The sequence below is a fragment of the Falsirhodobacter algicola genome, from assembly GCF_018279165.1.
GTDB classification, from domain to species: Bacteria; Pseudomonadota; Alphaproteobacteria; order Rhodobacterales; family Rhodobacteraceae; genus Falsirhodobacter; species Falsirhodobacter algicola.
The window spans coordinates 349,382-366,695 of sequence record NZ_CP047289.1 but is presented as its reverse complement, the minus strand read 5'-3'; the positions used below and the strand labels follow the sequence as shown (position 1 = coordinate 366,695).

Below are 17,314 nucleotides of genomic sequence, written 5' to 3'. Positions count from 1 at the left end.
GCTCAGCCATTGGACATATCGCCCAAGGCTTGTTGTGCCACCCCGCCCCGGCACCATATACGAGAGGCAAGCCCACGACCAGAGGATGCCATGACCGACAGTCCCTTCCGCCCCTTCGACACCTATCTGGACGAGGCGGCGGCATTGTCGACGCTGCGCGCGGCCACGGCCGGTGCCGACGATGGCGAGCTTTTCCTCGAACGCCGCCGTTCGGAGGCGCTGGTGCTGGATGACGGCCGGATCAGGACGGCCAGCTACGACGCCTCCGAAGGGTTCGGCCTGCGCGCCGTGCGCGGCGAGGTGGCGGGATATGCCCATTCCACGCGCATCAACGAACAGGCGCTGATCCGTGCGGCGGAAACCGCGCGCCTTGCGGTGGGCGATGGCGGCGGCACGCTGGCCCCGCCGCCGCCCGGCACGAACCGCCACCTCTATGCCGCGACCGATCCCGTGGCGGATGCGGCCTTCGCCGTGAAGATCGACCTTCTGCGCGAGATCGACGCCTATGCCCGCGCCCTCGATCCTGCCGTGGTGCAGGTGTCCGCCACGCTGTCGGCCAGCCTTCAGGAGGTGGAGATCCTGCGCCCCGAGGGCCTGCGCCTGACCGATATCCGCCCCATGGCGCGGCTGAACATCTCGGTCATCGTGGAACGCGGCGGGCGGCGCGAATCCGGCGGTATGGGCGGCGGCGGGCGCCACGGCCTTCTGCAACTGATGGCCCCGGATCACTGGAAGCCCCTCGTCCACGAGGCGGTGCGCATCGCGACGCTGAACCTCGATGCCGTGCCCGCGCCGGCGGGGGTGCTGGATGTGGTGCTTGGGGCGGGCTGGCCCGGCATCTTGCTGCACGAAGCGGTGGGCCACGGCCTCGAGGGCGATTTCAACCGCAAGAAGACCTCGGCCTTCGCCGGGCTTCTGGGCCAGCGCGTCGCCGCCCCCGGCGTGACGGTTCTGGACGACGGCACCCTGCCCGACCGGCGCGGCTCCCTCACCATCGACGACGAAGGCACGCCCTCGGCGCGCAACGTGCTGATCGAGGACGGGATTCTGGTCGGCTATATGCAGGACCGTCAGAACGCCCGCCTGATGGGCGTGGCCCCGACCGGCAACGGGCGGCGCGAGAGCTTCGCCCATATCCCCATGCCGCGCATGACCAACACCTACATGCTGGGCGGGAGTGCCGATCCGGGCGCGATTCTGGCCGATCTGAAGGACGGCATCTATGCCGTGGGCTTTGGCGGCGGGCAGGTGGACATCACGAACGGCAAGTTCGTCTTCTCCTGCACCGAGGCGTACCGGGTGCGCAACGGCCGCGTGCAAGAGCCGGTGAAGGGCGCGACCCTGATCGGCGACGGCGCGACCGCGCTGCAAAAGATCCGCGCCATCGGCAACGACATGGCGCTCGATCCCGGCATCGGCAATTGCGGCAAGGCCGGCCAATGGGTGCCGGTGGGCGTCGGTCAGCCGACGCTGATGATCGGCGGGCTGACCATCGGCGGCTCGGCGGCCTAACCGCGCCGCCACGCAAGCGCGAAGGGGGCCATCACCGCCTCGGCCCCCGGCCCGCCCGCGATCACGGCCACGAGGCCGCGGTCGCCATCCTCCTCCACGCGCAGAAGGCGGGCACCGACGGCGGCGAGTTCGCCGTCCAAGACGCGGGCGATGGCGCGGCGGCGCAGGTCGGGCTTGAAGACCTTGCCGACGGCCGTCTTGGGCATCTCGGGCAGGATCTCCACATGACGGGGCACGGCGGCGCGTTCGCGGATGCGGGCGCGGGCAAAGGCCAGAAGCTCCGCCGAACCGACCGCCGCCCCCGCCACCAGTTCCACATAGGCGCAGGGCACCTCGCCCGCATGGGCATCGGGCTGGCCGACCGCGCCCACCATCGCCACGGCAGGATGGGCCATCAGCGCCTCCTCGATCTCGGCCGGGTCGATATTGTGCCCCCCGCGGATGATCAGATCCTTGGCGCGCCCGGTGATGAAGATATAGCCGTCCGCGTCGATCCGGCCAAGATCGCCGGTGGGAAGCCAGCCCTGCGTGCCGGGGCTGCGCACGGTGATCTGCCCTTCGTCGATCCGCACCTCGGCATGGGGCATCGCCAGCCCGACCGAGCCGATGCGCTTTTCCCCGTCCGGCGGGTTGGCCGCCACGAGGCAGGTCGCCTCCGTCAGGCCATAGCCCTCGATCACCTCCACCCCCGCGGCGGCGCGAAAGCGGGTGAACAGCTCACGCGGGAGCGGGGCCGAGCCGGAGAAGACGACCCGCAGGCTGGAGAGATCCGCATCCACCGGCCGCTGCATCAGCACCGACAGCGCCGTGGGCACCGCCACGAGATAGGTCGCGCGCCACCGCGCGATCAGCTTCCAGAGGTTGTCGAACACCCCCTCGCCGCGAAAACCCGCCGGGGTCGGCAGGACGACATGCGCCCCCGTCATCAGCGACGACATCATCACCGGATAGGCGGCAAAGACATGGAACAGCGGCAGCGGGCACAGGATCACGTCCTCTTGGCGGAACAAAAGCCGTTGCCCCACCCAGCCGTTATAGAGCATTCCCGATACCCGGTGGCGCGCCAGCTTCGGCATCCCCGTCGTGCCGCCCGTATGAAAGCACGCGGCCACGCGGTCCGTGCCGAGATCGGGAAAGCTCAGCACCTTCGGCATGCCACGGGCATCCGCGAAATCGAGGATGCGGGCGCGGTGGCGCACCGCATGGCGCGGGCGCAGCAGCGGCACCAGCCAAGACCGCGGCGGGGCCAGCCAGCGCAGGAGATCCACCTCCAGCACGGTGCGCACCTGCGGCGCATGCACCAACGCCTCGGCGACCTTGGCCGCGATATCGGATTTCGGAAAGGCCTTGAGCGTGACGACGACCTTGGCCCCCGTTTCCCGCAGAAGGCTTGCGATCTGATCGCTGCCGAGCATCGGGTTGATCGGGGCCGCGACGCCCGCGATCATCCCGCCCAAAAGGGCGGCGGCCGTTTCGGGGGCATTGGGCAGCACCAGCGCCACCGTATCGCCCGGCCCGATCCCATGGGCGCGAAACAGGTTCGCCGCCTGCACCGAACGGTCGCGCAGGTCCTGCCAGCTCCATGTGACGGCGCGGGCGGTGGGGTGAGACAGAAGCTGAAAGGACAGCGCCGGATGCGGGCCCGCGCGCCGATCCAGCGCATCGAGGATGCTGCGCGGCAGGTCCTGCGGCGGCCAAGGGCCCTCGGCCTCGATCGCCTCGCGGTCGGCACGGGTGGCAAAGGGCATCGGCCCCTCCCTCTGTTCTCCTCACTCCGCCGTGAATTGCAGCTTTGCCAGCCGCGCGTAAAGCCCCCCTTCGGCGATCAGCCCGTCATGCGTCCCTTCGGCCACGATGCGGCCATGATCCATCACCACCAGACGGTCGGCCTTCTTCACCGTCGCCAGCCGGTGCGCGATGACGATGACGGTGCGCCCTTCGGCCACGCGGTCCATCGCAAGCTGCACCGCCGCCTCGGATTCGGCATCCAGCGCCGAGGTCGCCTCGTCCAGCAGTAGGATCGGCGCATCGCGCAGGATGGCGCGGGCGATGGCGATGCGCTGCTTCTGCCCACCCGACAGCATCACGCCCCGTTCGCCCACCTGCGTATCGTACCCGTCCGGCAGCGCCGCAAGGAAATCATGCGCGGCGGCGGCGCGGGCGGCGGCCTCCACCTCGGGGTCGGTCGCGTCGGGGCGGCCGAAGCGGATGTTCTCGCGCGCGCTGGCGGCAAAGATCACCGGATCCTGCGGCACCAGCGCGATGGAGCGACGGAAATCGTCCCGCGCCATCGTCGGAAGTTCCACGCCGTCGATGCTGATGACCCCGGCCTGCGGATCGTAGAACCGCAGCAGAAGCTGAAGCACCGTCGTCTTGCCCGCCCCGGACGGGCCGACCAGCGCCACCGTCTGCCCCGGTTCCACCCGCAGCGTCACCCCGTCCAGCGCCGATTGGCCGGGCCGCTGGGGATAGTGGAAACGCACATCGTCGAACACGATCGCCCCCCGCACCGGGCGCGGCAGGGGCGCAGGCATGGGCGGATCGGCCACGCTGTCCTCGGCGTCCAGCAGTTCCACCAGCCGTTCGGTCGCGCCCGCAGCGCGCTGCAACTCGCCCCAGATTTCCGAGAGCGCCCCGACCGATCCGGCCACCAGCACCGAATAGATGACGAACTGCACCAATTCGCCCGTGGTCATGCCGCCGGCCCGCACATCGCGCGCCCCGACCCACAGCACCCCCACCACCCCGGCGAAGACGAGGAAGATGACGATCATCGTCATCACCGCCCGCGTGCCGATCCGCCGCTTGGCCGAGGCATAGGCCGCTTCGGTCAGTCCGGCAAAGCGCGCGCGCACCGCGCCTTCCTGCGTCAGGGCCTGCACCGTCGAGGTCGCGCCCAGCATCTCGGCGGCCGTGCCGGAGGAGCGGGCGATCAGGTCCTGATTCTCGCGGCTGTGCACGCGCAGGCGGCGGCCCATCACGATGATCGGCACCACCACCAGCGGCACCAGCAGCAGCACGAGGCCCGTCAGCTTGGCCGAGGTGAAGAGCATCAGCACCAGCCCGCCCAAGAGCATCAGCGCGTTGCGCAGCGCGATCGACACCGACGATCCGATGACCGACAGGATCAGCGTCGTGTCCGTCGTCAGCCGCGAGATGACCTCTCCGGTGATGACGTTCTCGAAGAAGGCCGGGCTCATCCCCGTCACGCGGTCGAACAAAGCGCGGCGGATGTCGGCCACCACCCGTTCGCCAAGGCGCGTCACGAGGTAGTAGCGCGTCCCCGTCCCCACCGCGAGCAATGCGGCGATCCCAAGGAAGGCGACGAAATACTGATCCAGAAGCTGCTCGGTGGAGGTGCCGAACCCGTCCACCACCCGCCGCGCCGCGATGGGCAACGACAAGCTGGCCGCCGCCGTCACGACCAGTGCGACCAGCGTGCCCGCCACCGCCGCCCGATAGGGCCGCAGGAACGGGACAAGCGCCCGCAGCGCCCCCACCTTGCGCGATGTCGCGCGATCGGTTTCGGTGCGTCTGGCCATGGCATGCATTCCCTTGCTGTCGCGTTTGCGGGTGTAGGCCCATCGCTGCGGGCGGGCAAGGTGCCTCTCGGGGGCGTGAAAAGGGGTTTTCGGTGCCGCGCGGGCATGTCAGGACAAGGGAAAGCACCAGACAGCAGGGGACATCGCCATGAATATAGAGATGATCGAAGCCGCCGCCGCCCGCGCCCGCGGCCATGTGCGGCGCACGCCGCTGCTGTCTTCGGGGCTGCTCGATGCGCTGGCCGGGCGGCGCATTCTGGTGAAGGCCGAATGCCTCCAGCATACCGGATCGTTCAAGTTTCGGGGCGGATGGTCGGCCGTGTCGGCGCTGAAGGGTGCGCAGGGGGTGATCGCCTATTCCTCGGGCAACCACGCGCAGGGGGTGTCGCTGGCGGCGCGGATGCACGGGCTGCCCGCCGTGATCGTGATGCCCAAAGACGCCCCGGCGCTGAAGATCGCCAATACCCGCGCCCTCGGTGCCGAAATCGTGTTCTACGACCGCCACGCCGACAGCCGCGAAGAGATCGGCGAGCGCATCGCGACCGAACGCGGGCTGACGATGATCCGCCCCTATGACGATCCGTGGGTCGTGGCGGGGCAAGGCACCTGCGGGCTGGAGATCGCCGAACAGGCCGCCGAGGCGGGCGTGACCGAGGCCGAGGTCATCGTCTGCTGCGGCGGCGGCGGGCTGGCGGCGGGCACGGCCCTCGCGCTCGAAGGCTCCAAGCTGCGGGTGCGCACGGCCGAACCCGAGCTCTTCGACGACACCGCCCGCTCGCTCATCGCCGGAGAGCGGTTGGGCAACCCGGCCGAGGCGCGTTCCATCTGCGATGCCATCGTCACCCCCGGCCCCGGCGAATTGACCTTCCCCATCCTGCAGCGCCTTGCCGGTCCCGGCCTCGTCGCCAGCGACAACGAAGCGCTGCGCGCCATGGCCCTCGCCTTCCAGCATCTGAAGATCGTGATGGAGCCGGGCGGCGCCATCGCACTGGCCGCCGCGCTTTTCCGGCCGTCCGAGGCGGACACGGTGATCGTCACGGCCTCTGGCGGGAATGTGGACGCGGCGATGTTCGCCCGCGCGCTCGGAACGCTCTGATGCCCGTGCTGCCGCTGCCGGACCGGATGATCGGCTACCGGACGGATGGGGACGGCCCGCCGGTGGTGCTGCTGGCGCCTTTGGGCTTTGGGCCGGACATCTGGCAGGATGTGCTGCCCATGCTGCCGCAGGGATTTCGCATCCTGCGGCCCGATCTGCGTGGTGGGCGGATGGGCGGGCTCGTCCGCGACGCCGAGGCGCTGCTGGACGCGCTGGGCCTGCGCGGCGCGGTCGTGGTCGGGGCCGGCATCGGCGGGCTGATCGCGCAGGGGCTGGCGGTGAAACGGCTCGATCTCGTGCGGGGGTTGGTGCTGATGACCACCGCCGCGCGCATCCCCGCCACCCGCGCATGGCGCACGGCGCAGACCGGCGCCACGGACATGGGGCCGCTGATCGGCCCGATCATCGAGCGCGCCTTCGCCCCCGCCGCCCGGCGTTCGGAGGCGGCGGCGCGGGCACGGGCGCTGCTGGCGGCCTGCGATCCGGCCGATTACGCCGCCGGTGCCGCCGCGATGGAGGGGACGGATTTCTACACCACCACCGCCACGCTGACCCTGCCGACGTTGGTCCTGTCGGGCAGCGACGATGCCGTGACCCCGCCCGACCTCGTGGCCGAAACCGCCGGGCTGATCATCGGCGCCGATCACCGGATGATGCGCGGTTCGGGCCATTACCCGCAGCTTGATGCCCCCGAGGCGCTGGCGGATCATCTGACGGGCTTTCTCGCGCGCATCGGGCATTGACGGCGGCGGAGCGCGATCTACCTCAGCGTCATGGCAGACATCGTTCGTATCATCATCGCGATCCTTCTTCCGCCCTTGGGCGTCTTCCTGCAGGTGGGCCTGCGCGGGGCGTTCTGGCTGAACATCCTGCTGACGCTGCTGGGATACATCCCCGGCATCGTGCACGCGGTCTGGATCATCGCGCGGCGCTGATCTTGCGCCGGAACGCAGGGCGCGGCAATCTGCCCGCCATGCTGACCTTTGCCCTCGAATCGCCCCTGAACCCGGACCTTGCCCTGCTGATGGAACGCCATCACGCGGACATGCATGCCGATACGCCCCCCGGATCGAACCATATGCTGGATCCGAAGGGGCTGACCGCCCCCTCCATCCGGTTCTTCGTCCTGCGCGAGGATGGCCGCCCGATCGGCATGGGCGCGCTGAAGCGGCTGGACCCCTCCCATGCCGAGATCAAATCCATGCATATCTTAGCCGAAGAGCGGGGCCGCGGCCTTGCCCGCCTGATGCTCGATCATCTTCTGGCCGAGGCGGCGGCCGACGGCATCGCCCAAGTGTCGCTGGAAACCGGGGCGCAGCCCAGCTTCGCCGCCGCGCGCGGGCTGTACGAACGCGGCGGCTTCGCCGTCTGCCCGCCCTTCGGCAGCTATGCCGAAGATCCCAACAGCACCTTCATGACCCGGATGTTGTGAGATCTTGCATCCGCGCCGCCGCTGGCGCACAAAGCACGGCGACGGCCCCGTAGCTCAACTGGATAGAGCAATCGACTTCTAATCGATAGGTTGAGGGTTCGATTCCTTCCGGGGTCGCCACAGATCACCCTTTGGCACCCGGTCCGCGGGCATAAACATCCTCGTGCCGGACGATGTCGTCCTCCCCCAAATAGGCGCCGGTCTGCACCTCGATCAGCACCATCGGCAGGCGGCCCGGATTCTCCATCCGGTGGGTCGCGCCGAGGGGGACGTAGATCGACTGGTTCTCCGTCACGAGGCGGACCTCGCCATCCACCGTCACCCGCGCGGTGCCCTCGACGACGATCCAATGTTCGGCCCGGTGAAAATGGCTCTGCAAGGACAGGGACGCGCCCGGATGCACCACGATCCGCTTCACCTGAAAGCGCGGCCCCTTGCCCAGACATTCGAACCAGCCCCAAGGGCGGTGATCGCGGGGCAGCGTTTCGGCCTGCGGCGCGCCCTCGGCCTTCAGCGCCGAAACGGCCAGCCGCACATCCTGCGCCCGGTCCATCGGGGCGATCAGAACGGCGTCGGGCATGGCGACGGCGATCATCCCCTCCAGTCCGATGCCGACGATGCGCTGCCCCTCATGCTCGGACCGCAAAAGCGTGTCGCGGCTGTCGATGGCGGTGGCGGGGCCGAAGGTGACGACGCCCGCCGCATCCGCCTGCCCCGCGCGCCACACCGCATCCCAGCCGCCCAGATCGGACCAGCCGCCGCGGAACGGCACCACCGACAGGTTCGCCGCCTTTTCCATCACGGCATAGTCGATGGAGATCGCCTCCGCCTGCGCCCATTGGCCGGGGGCAAGGCGGAAGAAGCCGAGATCGGCGCTGCCCCCCTCCAACGCCTCGGCCACGGGCGGCACCAGCGCCGGGGCGTGGCGGCGATAGGCCTCCAGCAGATCGGCGGCACGGGCAAGGAAGATGCCGGCATTCCACAAGAAGCGTCCCTCCTCCAGCATGGCGCGGGCGGTGGCGCGGTCCGGCTTTTCCACGAACCGCGTCAGCGGCAGCGCGGCATCGCCCGGAGGGGACGGCAGTTCCAGCCAGCCATAGCCGGTCTCGGCCCGGTCGGGGGCGATGCCGAAGGTGACGATCCGCCCCTCGGCCACCGCCTCCAGCCCTGCACGGATCGCGGCGGCGAAACGCTCCGCATCCTCCACCACATGATCGGAGGGGGAGACGAGCATCACCGCATCGGGATCGCGCGCCGCCAGATGCAGCGCCGCCGCCAGAACCGGGGCGGCGGTGTTGCGTGCATCCGGTTCGATCAGGATGGCATCGGGGGCGATTCCCGCCTCCGCCAATTGATCCTGCACCACGAAGCGGAATTCGGCGCTGGTGGCGATCAGGGGGGCGGCGAAATCCGGCCCCGACAGGCGCAGCGCCGCCGCCTGAAACAGCGTCACGTCGCCGATCAGATGGGTGAACTGCTTGGGATGGCTCTTGCGGGACAGCGGCCACAGCCGCGTTCCCGAACCGCCGCACAGGATGACGGGAACGATCGGCATGGGCATACTCCTGCATCGGCACATGCGATGCAGGATGAGCAATTCCGCCCCCGAAAGCGAGGGGGATTCGCCGGGCGCGGGCGCGATTGACTCGCGCCGCGCCCGGCCCTAGGGCTGATGGCGCGCGGGCGTGGCGAAATGGTAAACGCGGGGGTCTTAAACACCCTTGCTTCGGCTTGTCGGTTCGAGTCCGACCGCCCGCACCACCCCTCAGGCCGCCGTACGGGCGGGCTGCTGGGCCACCTGCCCGTCGATCCACGCATAGGTCCGTTCCAGCCCGGTGCGCAGGCTCTGGCTCGGGGCCCAGCCGATGCTGTCGCGGATCAGGCTGTTTTCCGAATTGCGGCCCCGCACGCCGACCGGGCCGGGGATGTTCTCGATCCGCAGCGTCTTGCCGGAGATGTCGGTGATCAGCCGCGCCAGATCGTTGATGGAGATCATCTCTTCCGAGCCGATATTGACCGGACCCGCGAAGTCCGAACGCATCAGCCGCAGCGTTCCTTCCACGCATTCGTCGATATAGAGGAACGAGCGCGTCTGCACCCCATCCCCCCAGACCTCGATGGAGCCGCCGGTCTCGGCCTCGGCGATCTTGCGGCACAGGGCGGCGGGGGCCTTTTCCTTGCCGCCCTGCCATGTGCCTTCCGGCCCGAAGATGTTGTGATAGCGGGCGACGCGGCACACCATGCCGAAATTGCGCGCATAGGCGGCATAGAGCCGTTCGGAGAAGAGCTTCTCCCAGCCGTATTCGCTGTCGGGATCGGCGGGATAGGCGCTGGCCTCGGTGCAGGTGGGGTTGTCCGGATCCAGCTGGTTGCGCGCCGGATAGATGCAGGCCGAGGAGGAGTAGAACACCCGGCCCACCCCCGTCTTGTGCAGCGCATCGAGGATGTTGAGGTTGATCGTGGCCGAGTTGTGCAGGATGTCGGCGTCGTTGTCGCCGGTGAAGATGTATCCCGCCCCGCCCATGTCGGCGGCCAGCTGATACACTTCGTCAAAGCGCCGATCGACGACGCTGCGGGTGAAATCCTGTTCGCGCAGATCGCCGAGGCGGAAATCGTCCGCCGCGCTCGGGGCGAATTCGTTGCGCTTGAGGTCGACGCCGCGAACCCAGAACCCTTCGTCCTTCAGGCGCCGCACGAGGTGTCCCCCGATGAACCCGCCCGCACCCAGCACCAGTGCCGTCTTCTGCATGTCGCACATCTCCCGTTCCGATTGGCTGATGATCGCCGCCCGCCCGGATGGGGCGGGCGGCATCTGCGGGAAAGTGTAACGGCGGGGGCGCGCGGCGCTCAGATCGCCGTTCGACCTCGCGGGTCATCCGATCGGCCAAGTCCCCCCCCGAAGGGGCGGACCTCAGGCCCGCCGCGGCAGCGCCGTGATGACCGAATCGCGGAAGCCGTAGCCGGCATGGTGATCCAGATCGACGGCGTTCAGCGCGCAGAGCACACGCTCGCCCCCCGTCAGGGCCAGACGCTCGGCCGCCAGTTCCACGAGGCGGCGCGGGGTTGCGGCCCAGCGGACCACCAAGAGGCTGCGATCGGCCATTCCCGCCAGATGCTGCGCCGCCGTGGAGGACAGGACCGGCGGCGCATCGAGGATCAGGATGCTGCCCGATTGCGTCGCCCGGTCCAGAAGCGCCGTCAGCCCCGCCTGCGACGGCATCTCGTTCAGGCGCAGACGGTCGATCCCGGCGGCGGGCGGCGGCTCGGCCCCCGGCGCGCGTTCGATCTGCACCAGCAGCACCGGCTGCCCCCCCGCCGCCAGCGCCAGCGCCAGCGCCGAGGCCACGGTGGAGGCCCCTTCGCCCGCCCGCGCCGATGTCACCAGAAGGCTGCGCGGCATCGCCCCGCCGCTCGACACCTCCATCGTCAGCATCAGGCCGCGCAGGGCATCGGCAAAGGCCGAAAGCGGGCGCTGGCGCATCGCGGCCAGCAGATCGCCCCGCCCCGGCAGCGCGGGCAGCATCCCCACAGGGGCGATGTCGGCCGCGCCGCGCAACTGATCGGTGCTGCGCACCGTGCGGTCCATCACCTCGAGGATCGCGGCGCACAGGATGGCAAGACAGCCCGACAGCATCAGCGCCAGCAGCAGATACACCTTGCGCCCATACCCTTCGGCCCCCGAAGGCGGCATGGCGGGGGACAGAACCTCCACCTGCACGACCGGCAGGCTCGCCTCGGCCTGAATCAGCCGCGCTTGGCGTTCGAGGCCCGAGAGGATCTGCGTTTCGGCATCGAGATCGCGCTGAAGGCCCGCCATCTCCAGTTCCGCCGTTCCCTGCTGCGACAGGCCGGCGCGTGCATCGCGCAGCCGGGCCTCCACCGCCTCCGTCTCGGCATCGAGGCCCGACAGGCGCGAGCGCATCGCCTCGGCATAGGCATCGACGCCGCGGGCGATCTGATCGCGGGTCAGCGCGCTCTGCCCCCGCGCCTGCACCGCCCCGCCATAGCTGTCGCCGTAGCGGCTGCGCAGTTGCTCCTCCTCCTGCTGCTGACGCTGGAATTGGGCGCGCAGGGTGGTCAGGGTTTCGGGCTCGCCCGGAAGGGGGGTGGCGGGATAGGCGCTGGCCGTGCCGATCATCGCCAGCGTGGCGGTCAGCGTCGCGCGCTCCTCGGTCAGGCGGTCGTGCTGCTGGGTCAGCGCCGAAACGGTCTGCATCGCCGGCGAGGGCGTCGTCTCCGTCCCAAGATTGTGGGTCTGGCGGAAGGTCTGGGCGCGGGTGCGGGCGGCGTCCTGCCGCGCGCTTTGGGCGGCGATGCGCGCCTCCAGCCAAGACGAGGCCGAGGTCAGCCGCGCCTGCTGCTGATCGTCGCGCAGGGTGGCGTAGGTCTGCACCAGCGTGTTGGCCGCATCGGCCGCCAATTTGGGTTCGGGCGCGGTGAAGCCGACCTCCAGCACGCCCGTATCGCCGACGCGCCGCACCGACAGCCGTTCGTAGAAGCTCTGCAGCGCCGCTTCGGCCAGATCGGGATCCGCCGCCGGTTCCACCGTGCCGCCGAACAGCCCCCGGACCCCCGCGATCGCGCGATGCACGAGGCCCGGCTCTTCGGGGGGGGCCGCGAAATCGGGATTGTCGGCAAGGTTCATCTTGGCCACCACGGCCTCGACGGTGCTGCGGGCGCTGAGGCGCTCCATCTCGGTGCTGATGTCGAGGCCGGCGGGCCGCGGATCGTTCGGATCGGTCGACAGCGTCGCCGGCAGCGGCTGGGACAGGATCACCCGCGCGCGGGCCGCGTATTCGGGCACCTGCGACAGGATCAGCGGCAGCGACAGCACCGTCAGCCCCGCCGTCAGCGCCGCGATCAGCGGCAGGCGGCGGCGCACCATGCGCACCAGTTGCAGCCAATCGATCTCGGTCTCCCCCTCGCGCAGGAGGGGCGGCGGCGGGGCAAGGCGCATGCGCGCACGGTCGGCGCGGCTGCGGGGGTGGAATTGGTCGTTCATGCCGGATCTCCCTGCAGGTGACGTGGGGCCGCAAGGTCGCGGTGAAGGTCCGACAGGCGGCGGACATAGCCGTGGATCGCCATGTCGGACAGATAAAGGGCGCGGCCCGCCTCGGCGATGCGGCGGCGCTGCGCCGGATCGCGGACAAGCCGGGCCAGCGTGGCGGCCAGCGCCTCGGCATCGCCGACGGGAACGAAGAGGCAGGTGCGGTCATGCTCCAGCACGTCGCCATGGGCGCCGACGCGGGTCGTGACCACCGCCAGCCCATGGGCCAGCCCCTCCAGCACGGCCATCGCCATCCCCTCGCCATGCGAGGGAAGAACGAGGATGTCCGCCCCCGCACAAAGCGCGCGGGTCTGCGGTTCGGTCAGCCAGCCGGGCATGGCCACGCGCTCGCCAAGGCCGAGGCGGCGGGCTTCGGTCCGGTAATCCTCCACCGGGCCGCCGCCGGCCAGCGTGGCGCGCCACGGCACGCCTTGCATCGCGGGATGGGCCAGCGCCGCCAGCAGTTCCGGCACCCCCTTGCGGGGGCCGAGCTGTCCAAGGAACACGATGCGGCACATCCGGTGATCGGGCCGTGCGGGCGGCGGGCCGGGATCGGGCACGCAGTTGCGCAGGATGCTCACCCGGTCCGCCGGAACGCCCAAGAGGCCCAGCGCGGTGTCGCGGTCCCGTTCGCCCAGCACGACCACGCGGTCCGCGCGGCGGAACATGTGGCGGATCAGCCGCTGCTGCCATGCCGGGCGGCGGATGAAATCGGCGGCGTAATCGAAATCGTGCAGGTGCAGCAGATGCGTGCTTCCCAGCGCCCGCGCCGCCGCCGTCAGGATCAGCTTGCGCGCCGTGCTGCCGCGCCCGGCGATGTGGATATGCTGCACCCGGCCCGGATGACGGATGCGGTCGCCCGCCAAGGCAAGGATCGCCGCCCCAAGCCTCAGGGCCGAGGGCAGCGGACGCCAGCGCGGCCCCCGCGTGTCCTGCACCAGATGCGTGCCCTCCACCGGTTGGGCCTCGACGACATAGCCGATCAGCCTGCCGATGCCGCCGCCATCCTCGCACCCGCCGGGAACATGGTGGCGGACGGACTCCTCGGCGGGCGGGGGGCCGGACAGGCGATAGGCGGGAACTTGCATGGCAGCGTCCTGTGGCAGAGCGGTTCGGTCGCAAGCTTCGGCGGGACGGCCGCCGAACTCAATTCGGCCGCCCGATATGGGGCACGTCCTTTCGGTCAGGCGACATGCGCCTTTGCAGGATGCGGGCGTAGAGGTCGCAGGTCGCGGCCCCCACCCGCGCCGGGGCGATCGGCCCCACCGCGAAGCGCCCCGCCCGTTCGGCCAGACCGGCCCGCAGCGCATCGTCCGCCGCCAGCCGCGCCAGCGCCTCGGCCAGCGCCGCCGGATCGCGCGGCGGCACCACTAGCCCGATGCCGTGATCGCGGACCGTGGCCCCCAATTCCCCGACATCGGTGACGATCAGGGGGCGGGCGAAGGTCGCGGCGACGGGCAGAACCCCGCTCTGCGAGGCTTCGGCATAGGGAAGAACCACCACGTCGCAGTCCAGAAAGAGCTGCGCCACCTCGGCATCGGGGATGAAGCGCGCGCGGATGTCATAGCGGGCGGGATCGCCCATCAGATGGCAGAGCGCGCCCGGATCGTCGCCCCGCCCGGCCAGCGTGATGTGCAGACCGGGGATGCGCCCCGCCAGCAGCGCCTCGGCGCGGATCAGATCGTCGATGCCCTTATAGGCGAACATCCGGCCGAAGGTCAGCGCGCGCAGCCCCGCCCCGGCGGGCCGGGCCGTCATGCCCCGCGCCAGATCGGCATAGCGGGTGATCGCGGGATGGGGCAGCACATGCACCTCGGACATGGGGCGCGCGAACCGCGCCATCGCGGCGCGGCGCAGCGCCTCGCCATGCACCACCACATGGTCCGAGCCGCGCACCATCAGCCGCGCCCCCCAATCGGGCAGCTGCGCGGTATCCCGATCGCCGGGATGCACGGTGACATCGTGCACCGTCACCACCACCGGCGCGATGCGCCGCCACAGCGGCACCGCCGCCCCCAGCCACAGCGTCGTATTGCTGAGGACATGGATGATGTCCGGGCGCACCTGCCGCACCAGCCGCGTCAGTGCCGCCAGCAGCGACAGGTTGCGCGGCGAGCGGGTGCGCGGCCAGTTCAGCCGGTGCAGCTCGATCGCCGGGTCGATCCATCCGGCAAGATCGCGGTAATGGCGGTCCGGGACGGCAAAGATCACCTCGGCCTGCCCGACGAGGCCGTTGGCGACGGCGATGGCGTGATCCTGCGGGCCGGGGGCGATCAGCAGGACCTTCATGCCGCGCCATCCACCGGGCGGGCGCGCAGCACCCGCAGCGCATCGCGGCCCCGGCGCAGGGGATGGGGCTCTCCGCCGAAACGCAGGCCATGCGCCAGCAGCGTCAGCCGCTGCGCCGCGCGGATGCGGGCCAGACGCGCCCCCGCCAGCCGGTGGGGGAAATGATCCGCCAGATCGAGCCGCCAGTGCAGGCCCTGCCCCGCCATGAAGGCGTTCGTCTCGGTCACGGTGCGGGCCCAATGGTCCATGCGGCGGCGCAGCATCGCGGCGTCATCGGCCCGGTGCCAAGTGTTGTCGTGGATGCGGTAATGGCCCAGCACCTCGGGCAGCGCGCGCACGCGGCGCAGGAAGGGGATGATCCCCACAAGCCACGCATCGGCGGAAATGCGGAACCCCTCCGGGATCGGGCCGGCCGCATCCCAAGCGGAGCGGCGCACCGAAATCGCCGAGGTCATCGGGAAGGGCCACACCCCGCCCGAGCGCGCCATCCGCGGTGCCAGATCCCCCTCGCAGAGGGTGCGCGGGATCGGCCGGTTCACGATCCGCCCGTCCGAGGCGGTGGGCACCAGCCGGTGGAACACCAGCCCCAGCGCCGGATCGGCGTCGAAGGCGGCGGCGACGGCGGCCGTCTTGCCCGCGCGCCACCAATCGTCCGCGTCCAGAAAGCACAGGATCTCCCCCCGGCTGGCGCGGACGGCGGCGTTCATCGCGCTGGCCTGCCCGCCATTGGGCTGAAAGATCGCCGTGATGGCCGCGCCATACCCCTCGATCACGGCGCGCGATCCGTCCGAGGAGCCGTCATCGACGACGATCACCTCGGCCGTTGGGCCGGTCTGGGCCAGCGCGCTGTCGATCGCCCGGCCAAGCATGGCGCCGTAGTTGTAGTTGTTGATCAGCACGCTGATGCGGGGCTGTGTCATAGGCCTATCCTGCCGCTGATGGTCGGCCCGGATCGTAACGGCGCGGGCGGCGGGCCGGAACCGGGCCGAAAGGCGCGGCGCGGGGGGATGACGCGTCCGAAAGGATGAAGGGCGCCCCCCGCTCGGCGAAAGGGGCTGACCGATCCGGCGCGTGTCGCGGCGCGGCTCCGGGGCCTATGCTTGCCCCGTTCCCGGCAGACGGAGGTTCCGGCATGACGATCGCGCTGCACACGACGCGCCCCCCGCTGCGCATCGGCCTGCGCCGGGCCGAGATGGCGGCCCTTTGGCTTGCGCTGGCGTTGCAGTCGGGGGCGCTGTTTCCCATGCTGGCGGCGGCCTCGGACGGCGATCTGACGGCGGGGGCGCGCGCGATGCTGCGCTTGCTGACCCTGCCCGTCTATGCCGTGACGCTGACGCTGGCGGTGCGCCATCACCGGCAGATCATCGCGGCGGCCCAGCGCAGCCTGCCGCTGCTGATGCTGACGGCGCTGCCGGTGATGTCGGTGGTCTGGTCGATCAACCCCTCGCTCAGCCTGCGGCGGACGGTGGCGCTCGTGATGTCGCTGCTTCTGTCCTATGTGCTGGCGGTGCGCTGCACGCCGCGGCAGTTGATGTGGCTGATCGGCAGCCTTCTGGGGCTGTGCATGGTGGGAAGCCTCGGCCTGCTGGTGGCCGCGCCGCATCTTGCGGTGCCCGCCGACGGGGCGCTGCGGGGGATCTTCCTGCACAAGAACGTGCTGGGATGGGCGGCCTCGCTCGGGGCGCTGGCGGGCTTTGCCATGACCCTCGACCGCGAGGGCGGGTTTCGCGCGCGCGGGGCCGCGCTGGCCACGGTCAGCCTCGTCTGCCTCGTGCTCTCGCGGTCGGGGACGGGGCTGATGTCGATGATGGTGGGGCTGGCGCTGATCGGCTTTCACCGGCTGCTGCTGCGCTGCCGGGGCATGTGGCGACCCTTGGTGCTGCTGCTGGCGCTGGCGGTGGCGGCGCTGGTGCTGCTGTTCCTCGGGGCCTTCCTCGTGCCGCTGCTGGAGGCGCTGGGCAAGGATGCGACGCTGACGGGGCGCGTGCCGCTGTGGCATCAGGTGGACCTGCGGATCGCGGCGCGCCCGCTCCTTGGTTACGGCTATCAGGCGCTGTGGTCGGAGGCGAGTTCCATCGCGTGGCAGATCTGGTACGCGATCGGCTGGCAGGCCCCCCATGCGCATAACGGCTACCGCGAGGTGCTGCTGAACATCGGGATGCTGGGCGGGGGGATGCTGGCCTATGTGCTGGTGCAGGCGCTGCGCCGGGCGCTTCATGCGCATCTGTCGCGGCCCGGCGATGGATGGCTGTGGCCCAATGTGCTGCTGGGTCAGGTATTGTTCATGAACCTGACCGAAAGCACGCTGATGATGCAGAACGACATGCAATGGATCATCGTCTGCGCCATCGTCATCATGCTGGCCTGCCGCCGCGCGGACGCCGCGGCAGGCTGAG

14 protein-coding genes and 2 tRNA genes are annotated in these 17,314 nt (G+C 70.4%); 8 read left to right on the top strand and 8 right to left on the bottom strand.

What is annotated here, in order from left to right; genetic code table 11:
• Positions 1–90 precede the first annotated feature (90 nt).
• Entirely contained in the window at positions 91–1,512 is a 1,422-nt protein-coding gene (gene tldD, locus GR316_RS01865; RefSeq protein ID WP_211784377.1) for a metalloprotease TldD, read from the top strand.
• On the opposite strand, the gene GR316_RS01860 is transcribed toward tldD, so the two are convergent.
• A complete protein-coding gene (locus GR316_RS01860; RefSeq protein ID WP_211784376.1) occupies positions 1,509–3,260 on the bottom strand; it encodes an AMP-binding protein in 1,752 nt (583 codons plus the stop codon). The genes tldD and GR316_RS01860 overlap by 4 nt on opposite strands.
• Before the next feature lie 21 nt (positions 3,261–3,281).
• The gene (locus GR316_RS01855) at positions 3,282–5,054 is read right to left on the bottom strand and encodes an ABC transporter transmembrane domain-containing protein (RefSeq protein ID WP_211784375.1); all 1,773 of its coding nucleotides are present in this window, start codon (positions 5,052–5,054) and stop codon (positions 3,282–3,284) included.
• Between the two features lie 148 nt (positions 5,055–5,202).
• On the opposite strand from GR316_RS01855, the gene GR316_RS01850 reads away from it, so the two are divergent.
• The 5 genes from GR316_RS01850 (at position 5,203) to GR316_RS01830 (ending at position 7,702) form a co-directional block, all read left to right on the top strand.
• Positions 5,203–6,150: a threonine ammonia-lyase gene (locus tag GR316_RS01850; RefSeq protein WP_211784374.1), complete on the top strand. Its 948-nt coding sequence runs from the start codon at positions 5,203–5,205 to the stop codon at positions 6,148–6,150.
• A complete protein-coding gene (locus GR316_RS01845) occupies positions 6,150–6,893 on the top strand; it encodes an alpha/beta fold hydrolase (RefSeq protein ID WP_211784373.1) in 744 nt (247 codons plus the stop codon). The genes GR316_RS01850 and GR316_RS01845 overlap by 1 nt, the downstream gene beginning before the upstream one ends.
• Positions 6,894–6,923: 30 nt before the next feature.
• Positions 6,924–7,085, top strand: coding sequence for a YqaE/Pmp3 family membrane protein (locus GR316_RS01840; RefSeq protein WP_211784372.1), 162 nt, complete (start codon positions 6,924–6,926; stop codon positions 7,083–7,085).
• Between the two features lie 2 nt (positions 7,086–7,087).
• Positions 7,088–7,582 carry a GNAT family N-acetyltransferase gene (locus tag GR316_RS01835; protein ID WP_313796677.1) on the top strand — a complete coding sequence of 165 codons (495 nt, stop codon included), beginning with the start codon at positions 7,088–7,090 and terminating at the stop codon, positions 7,580–7,582.
• Between the two features lie 43 nt (positions 7,583–7,625).
• A tRNA-Arg gene (locus tag GR316_RS01830) sits at positions 7,626–7,702 on the top strand.
• Between the two features lie 4 nt (positions 7,703–7,706).
• Here GR316_RS01830 and GR316_RS01825 read toward each other — a convergent pair.
• On the bottom strand, positions 7,707–9,137 hold the full coding sequence (locus tag GR316_RS01825) for a mannose-1-phosphate guanylyltransferase/mannose-6-phosphate isomerase (RefSeq protein WP_211784371.1): 1,431 nt from the start codon (positions 9,135–9,137) through the stop codon (positions 7,707–7,709).
• A 124-nt stretch (positions 9,138–9,261) separates the two neighbouring features.
• On the opposite strand from GR316_RS01825, the gene GR316_RS01820 reads away from it, so the two are divergent.
• A tRNA-Leu gene (locus GR316_RS01820) sits at positions 9,262–9,343 on the top strand.
• Positions 9,344–9,347: 4 nt separating this feature from the next.
• Here GR316_RS01820 and GR316_RS01815 read toward each other — a convergent pair.
• The 5 genes from GR316_RS01815 to GR316_RS01795 all read right to left on the bottom strand — a co-directional run bounded on the left by GR316_RS01815 (position 9,348) and on the right by GR316_RS01795 (position 15,838).
• Positions 9,348–10,331, bottom strand: coding sequence for an NAD-dependent epimerase/dehydratase family protein (locus GR316_RS01815; RefSeq protein WP_211784370.1), 984 nt, complete (start codon positions 10,329–10,331; stop codon positions 9,348–9,350).
• Positions 10,332–10,493: 162 nt separating this feature from the next.
• The gene (locus GR316_RS01810; protein WP_211784369.1) at positions 10,494–12,584 is read right to left on the bottom strand and encodes a GumC family protein; all 2,091 of its coding nucleotides are present in this window, start codon (positions 12,582–12,584) and stop codon (positions 10,494–10,496) included.
• Positions 12,581–13,717 (bottom strand): glycosyltransferase family 4 protein, encoded by a 1,137-nt coding sequence (locus GR316_RS01805; protein ID WP_211784368.1) that lies wholly within the window; start codon positions 13,715–13,717, stop codon positions 12,581–12,583. The genes GR316_RS01810 and GR316_RS01805 overlap by 4 nt, the downstream gene beginning before the upstream one ends.
• A 58-nt stretch (positions 13,718–13,775) precedes the next feature.
• Positions 13,776–14,918, bottom strand: a complete 1,143-nt coding sequence (locus GR316_RS01800) for a glycosyltransferase family 4 protein (RefSeq protein ID WP_211784367.1) — start codon at positions 14,916–14,918, stop codon at positions 13,776–13,778.
• Entirely contained in the window at positions 14,915–15,838 is a 924-nt protein-coding gene (locus GR316_RS01795) for a glycosyltransferase family 2 protein (protein ID WP_211784366.1), read from the bottom strand. Before GR316_RS01795 ends, GR316_RS01800 begins: the two co-directional genes overlap by 4 nt.
• A 212-nt stretch (positions 15,839–16,050) precedes the next feature.
• Between GR316_RS01795 and GR316_RS01790 the strand changes: the two genes are divergently transcribed.
• Positions 16,051–17,313 (top strand): O-antigen ligase family protein, encoded by a 1,263-nt coding sequence (locus GR316_RS01790; protein WP_211784365.1) that lies wholly within the window; start codon positions 16,051–16,053, stop codon positions 17,311–17,313.
• The last annotated feature ends 1 nt before the right edge of the window (position 17,314 follow it).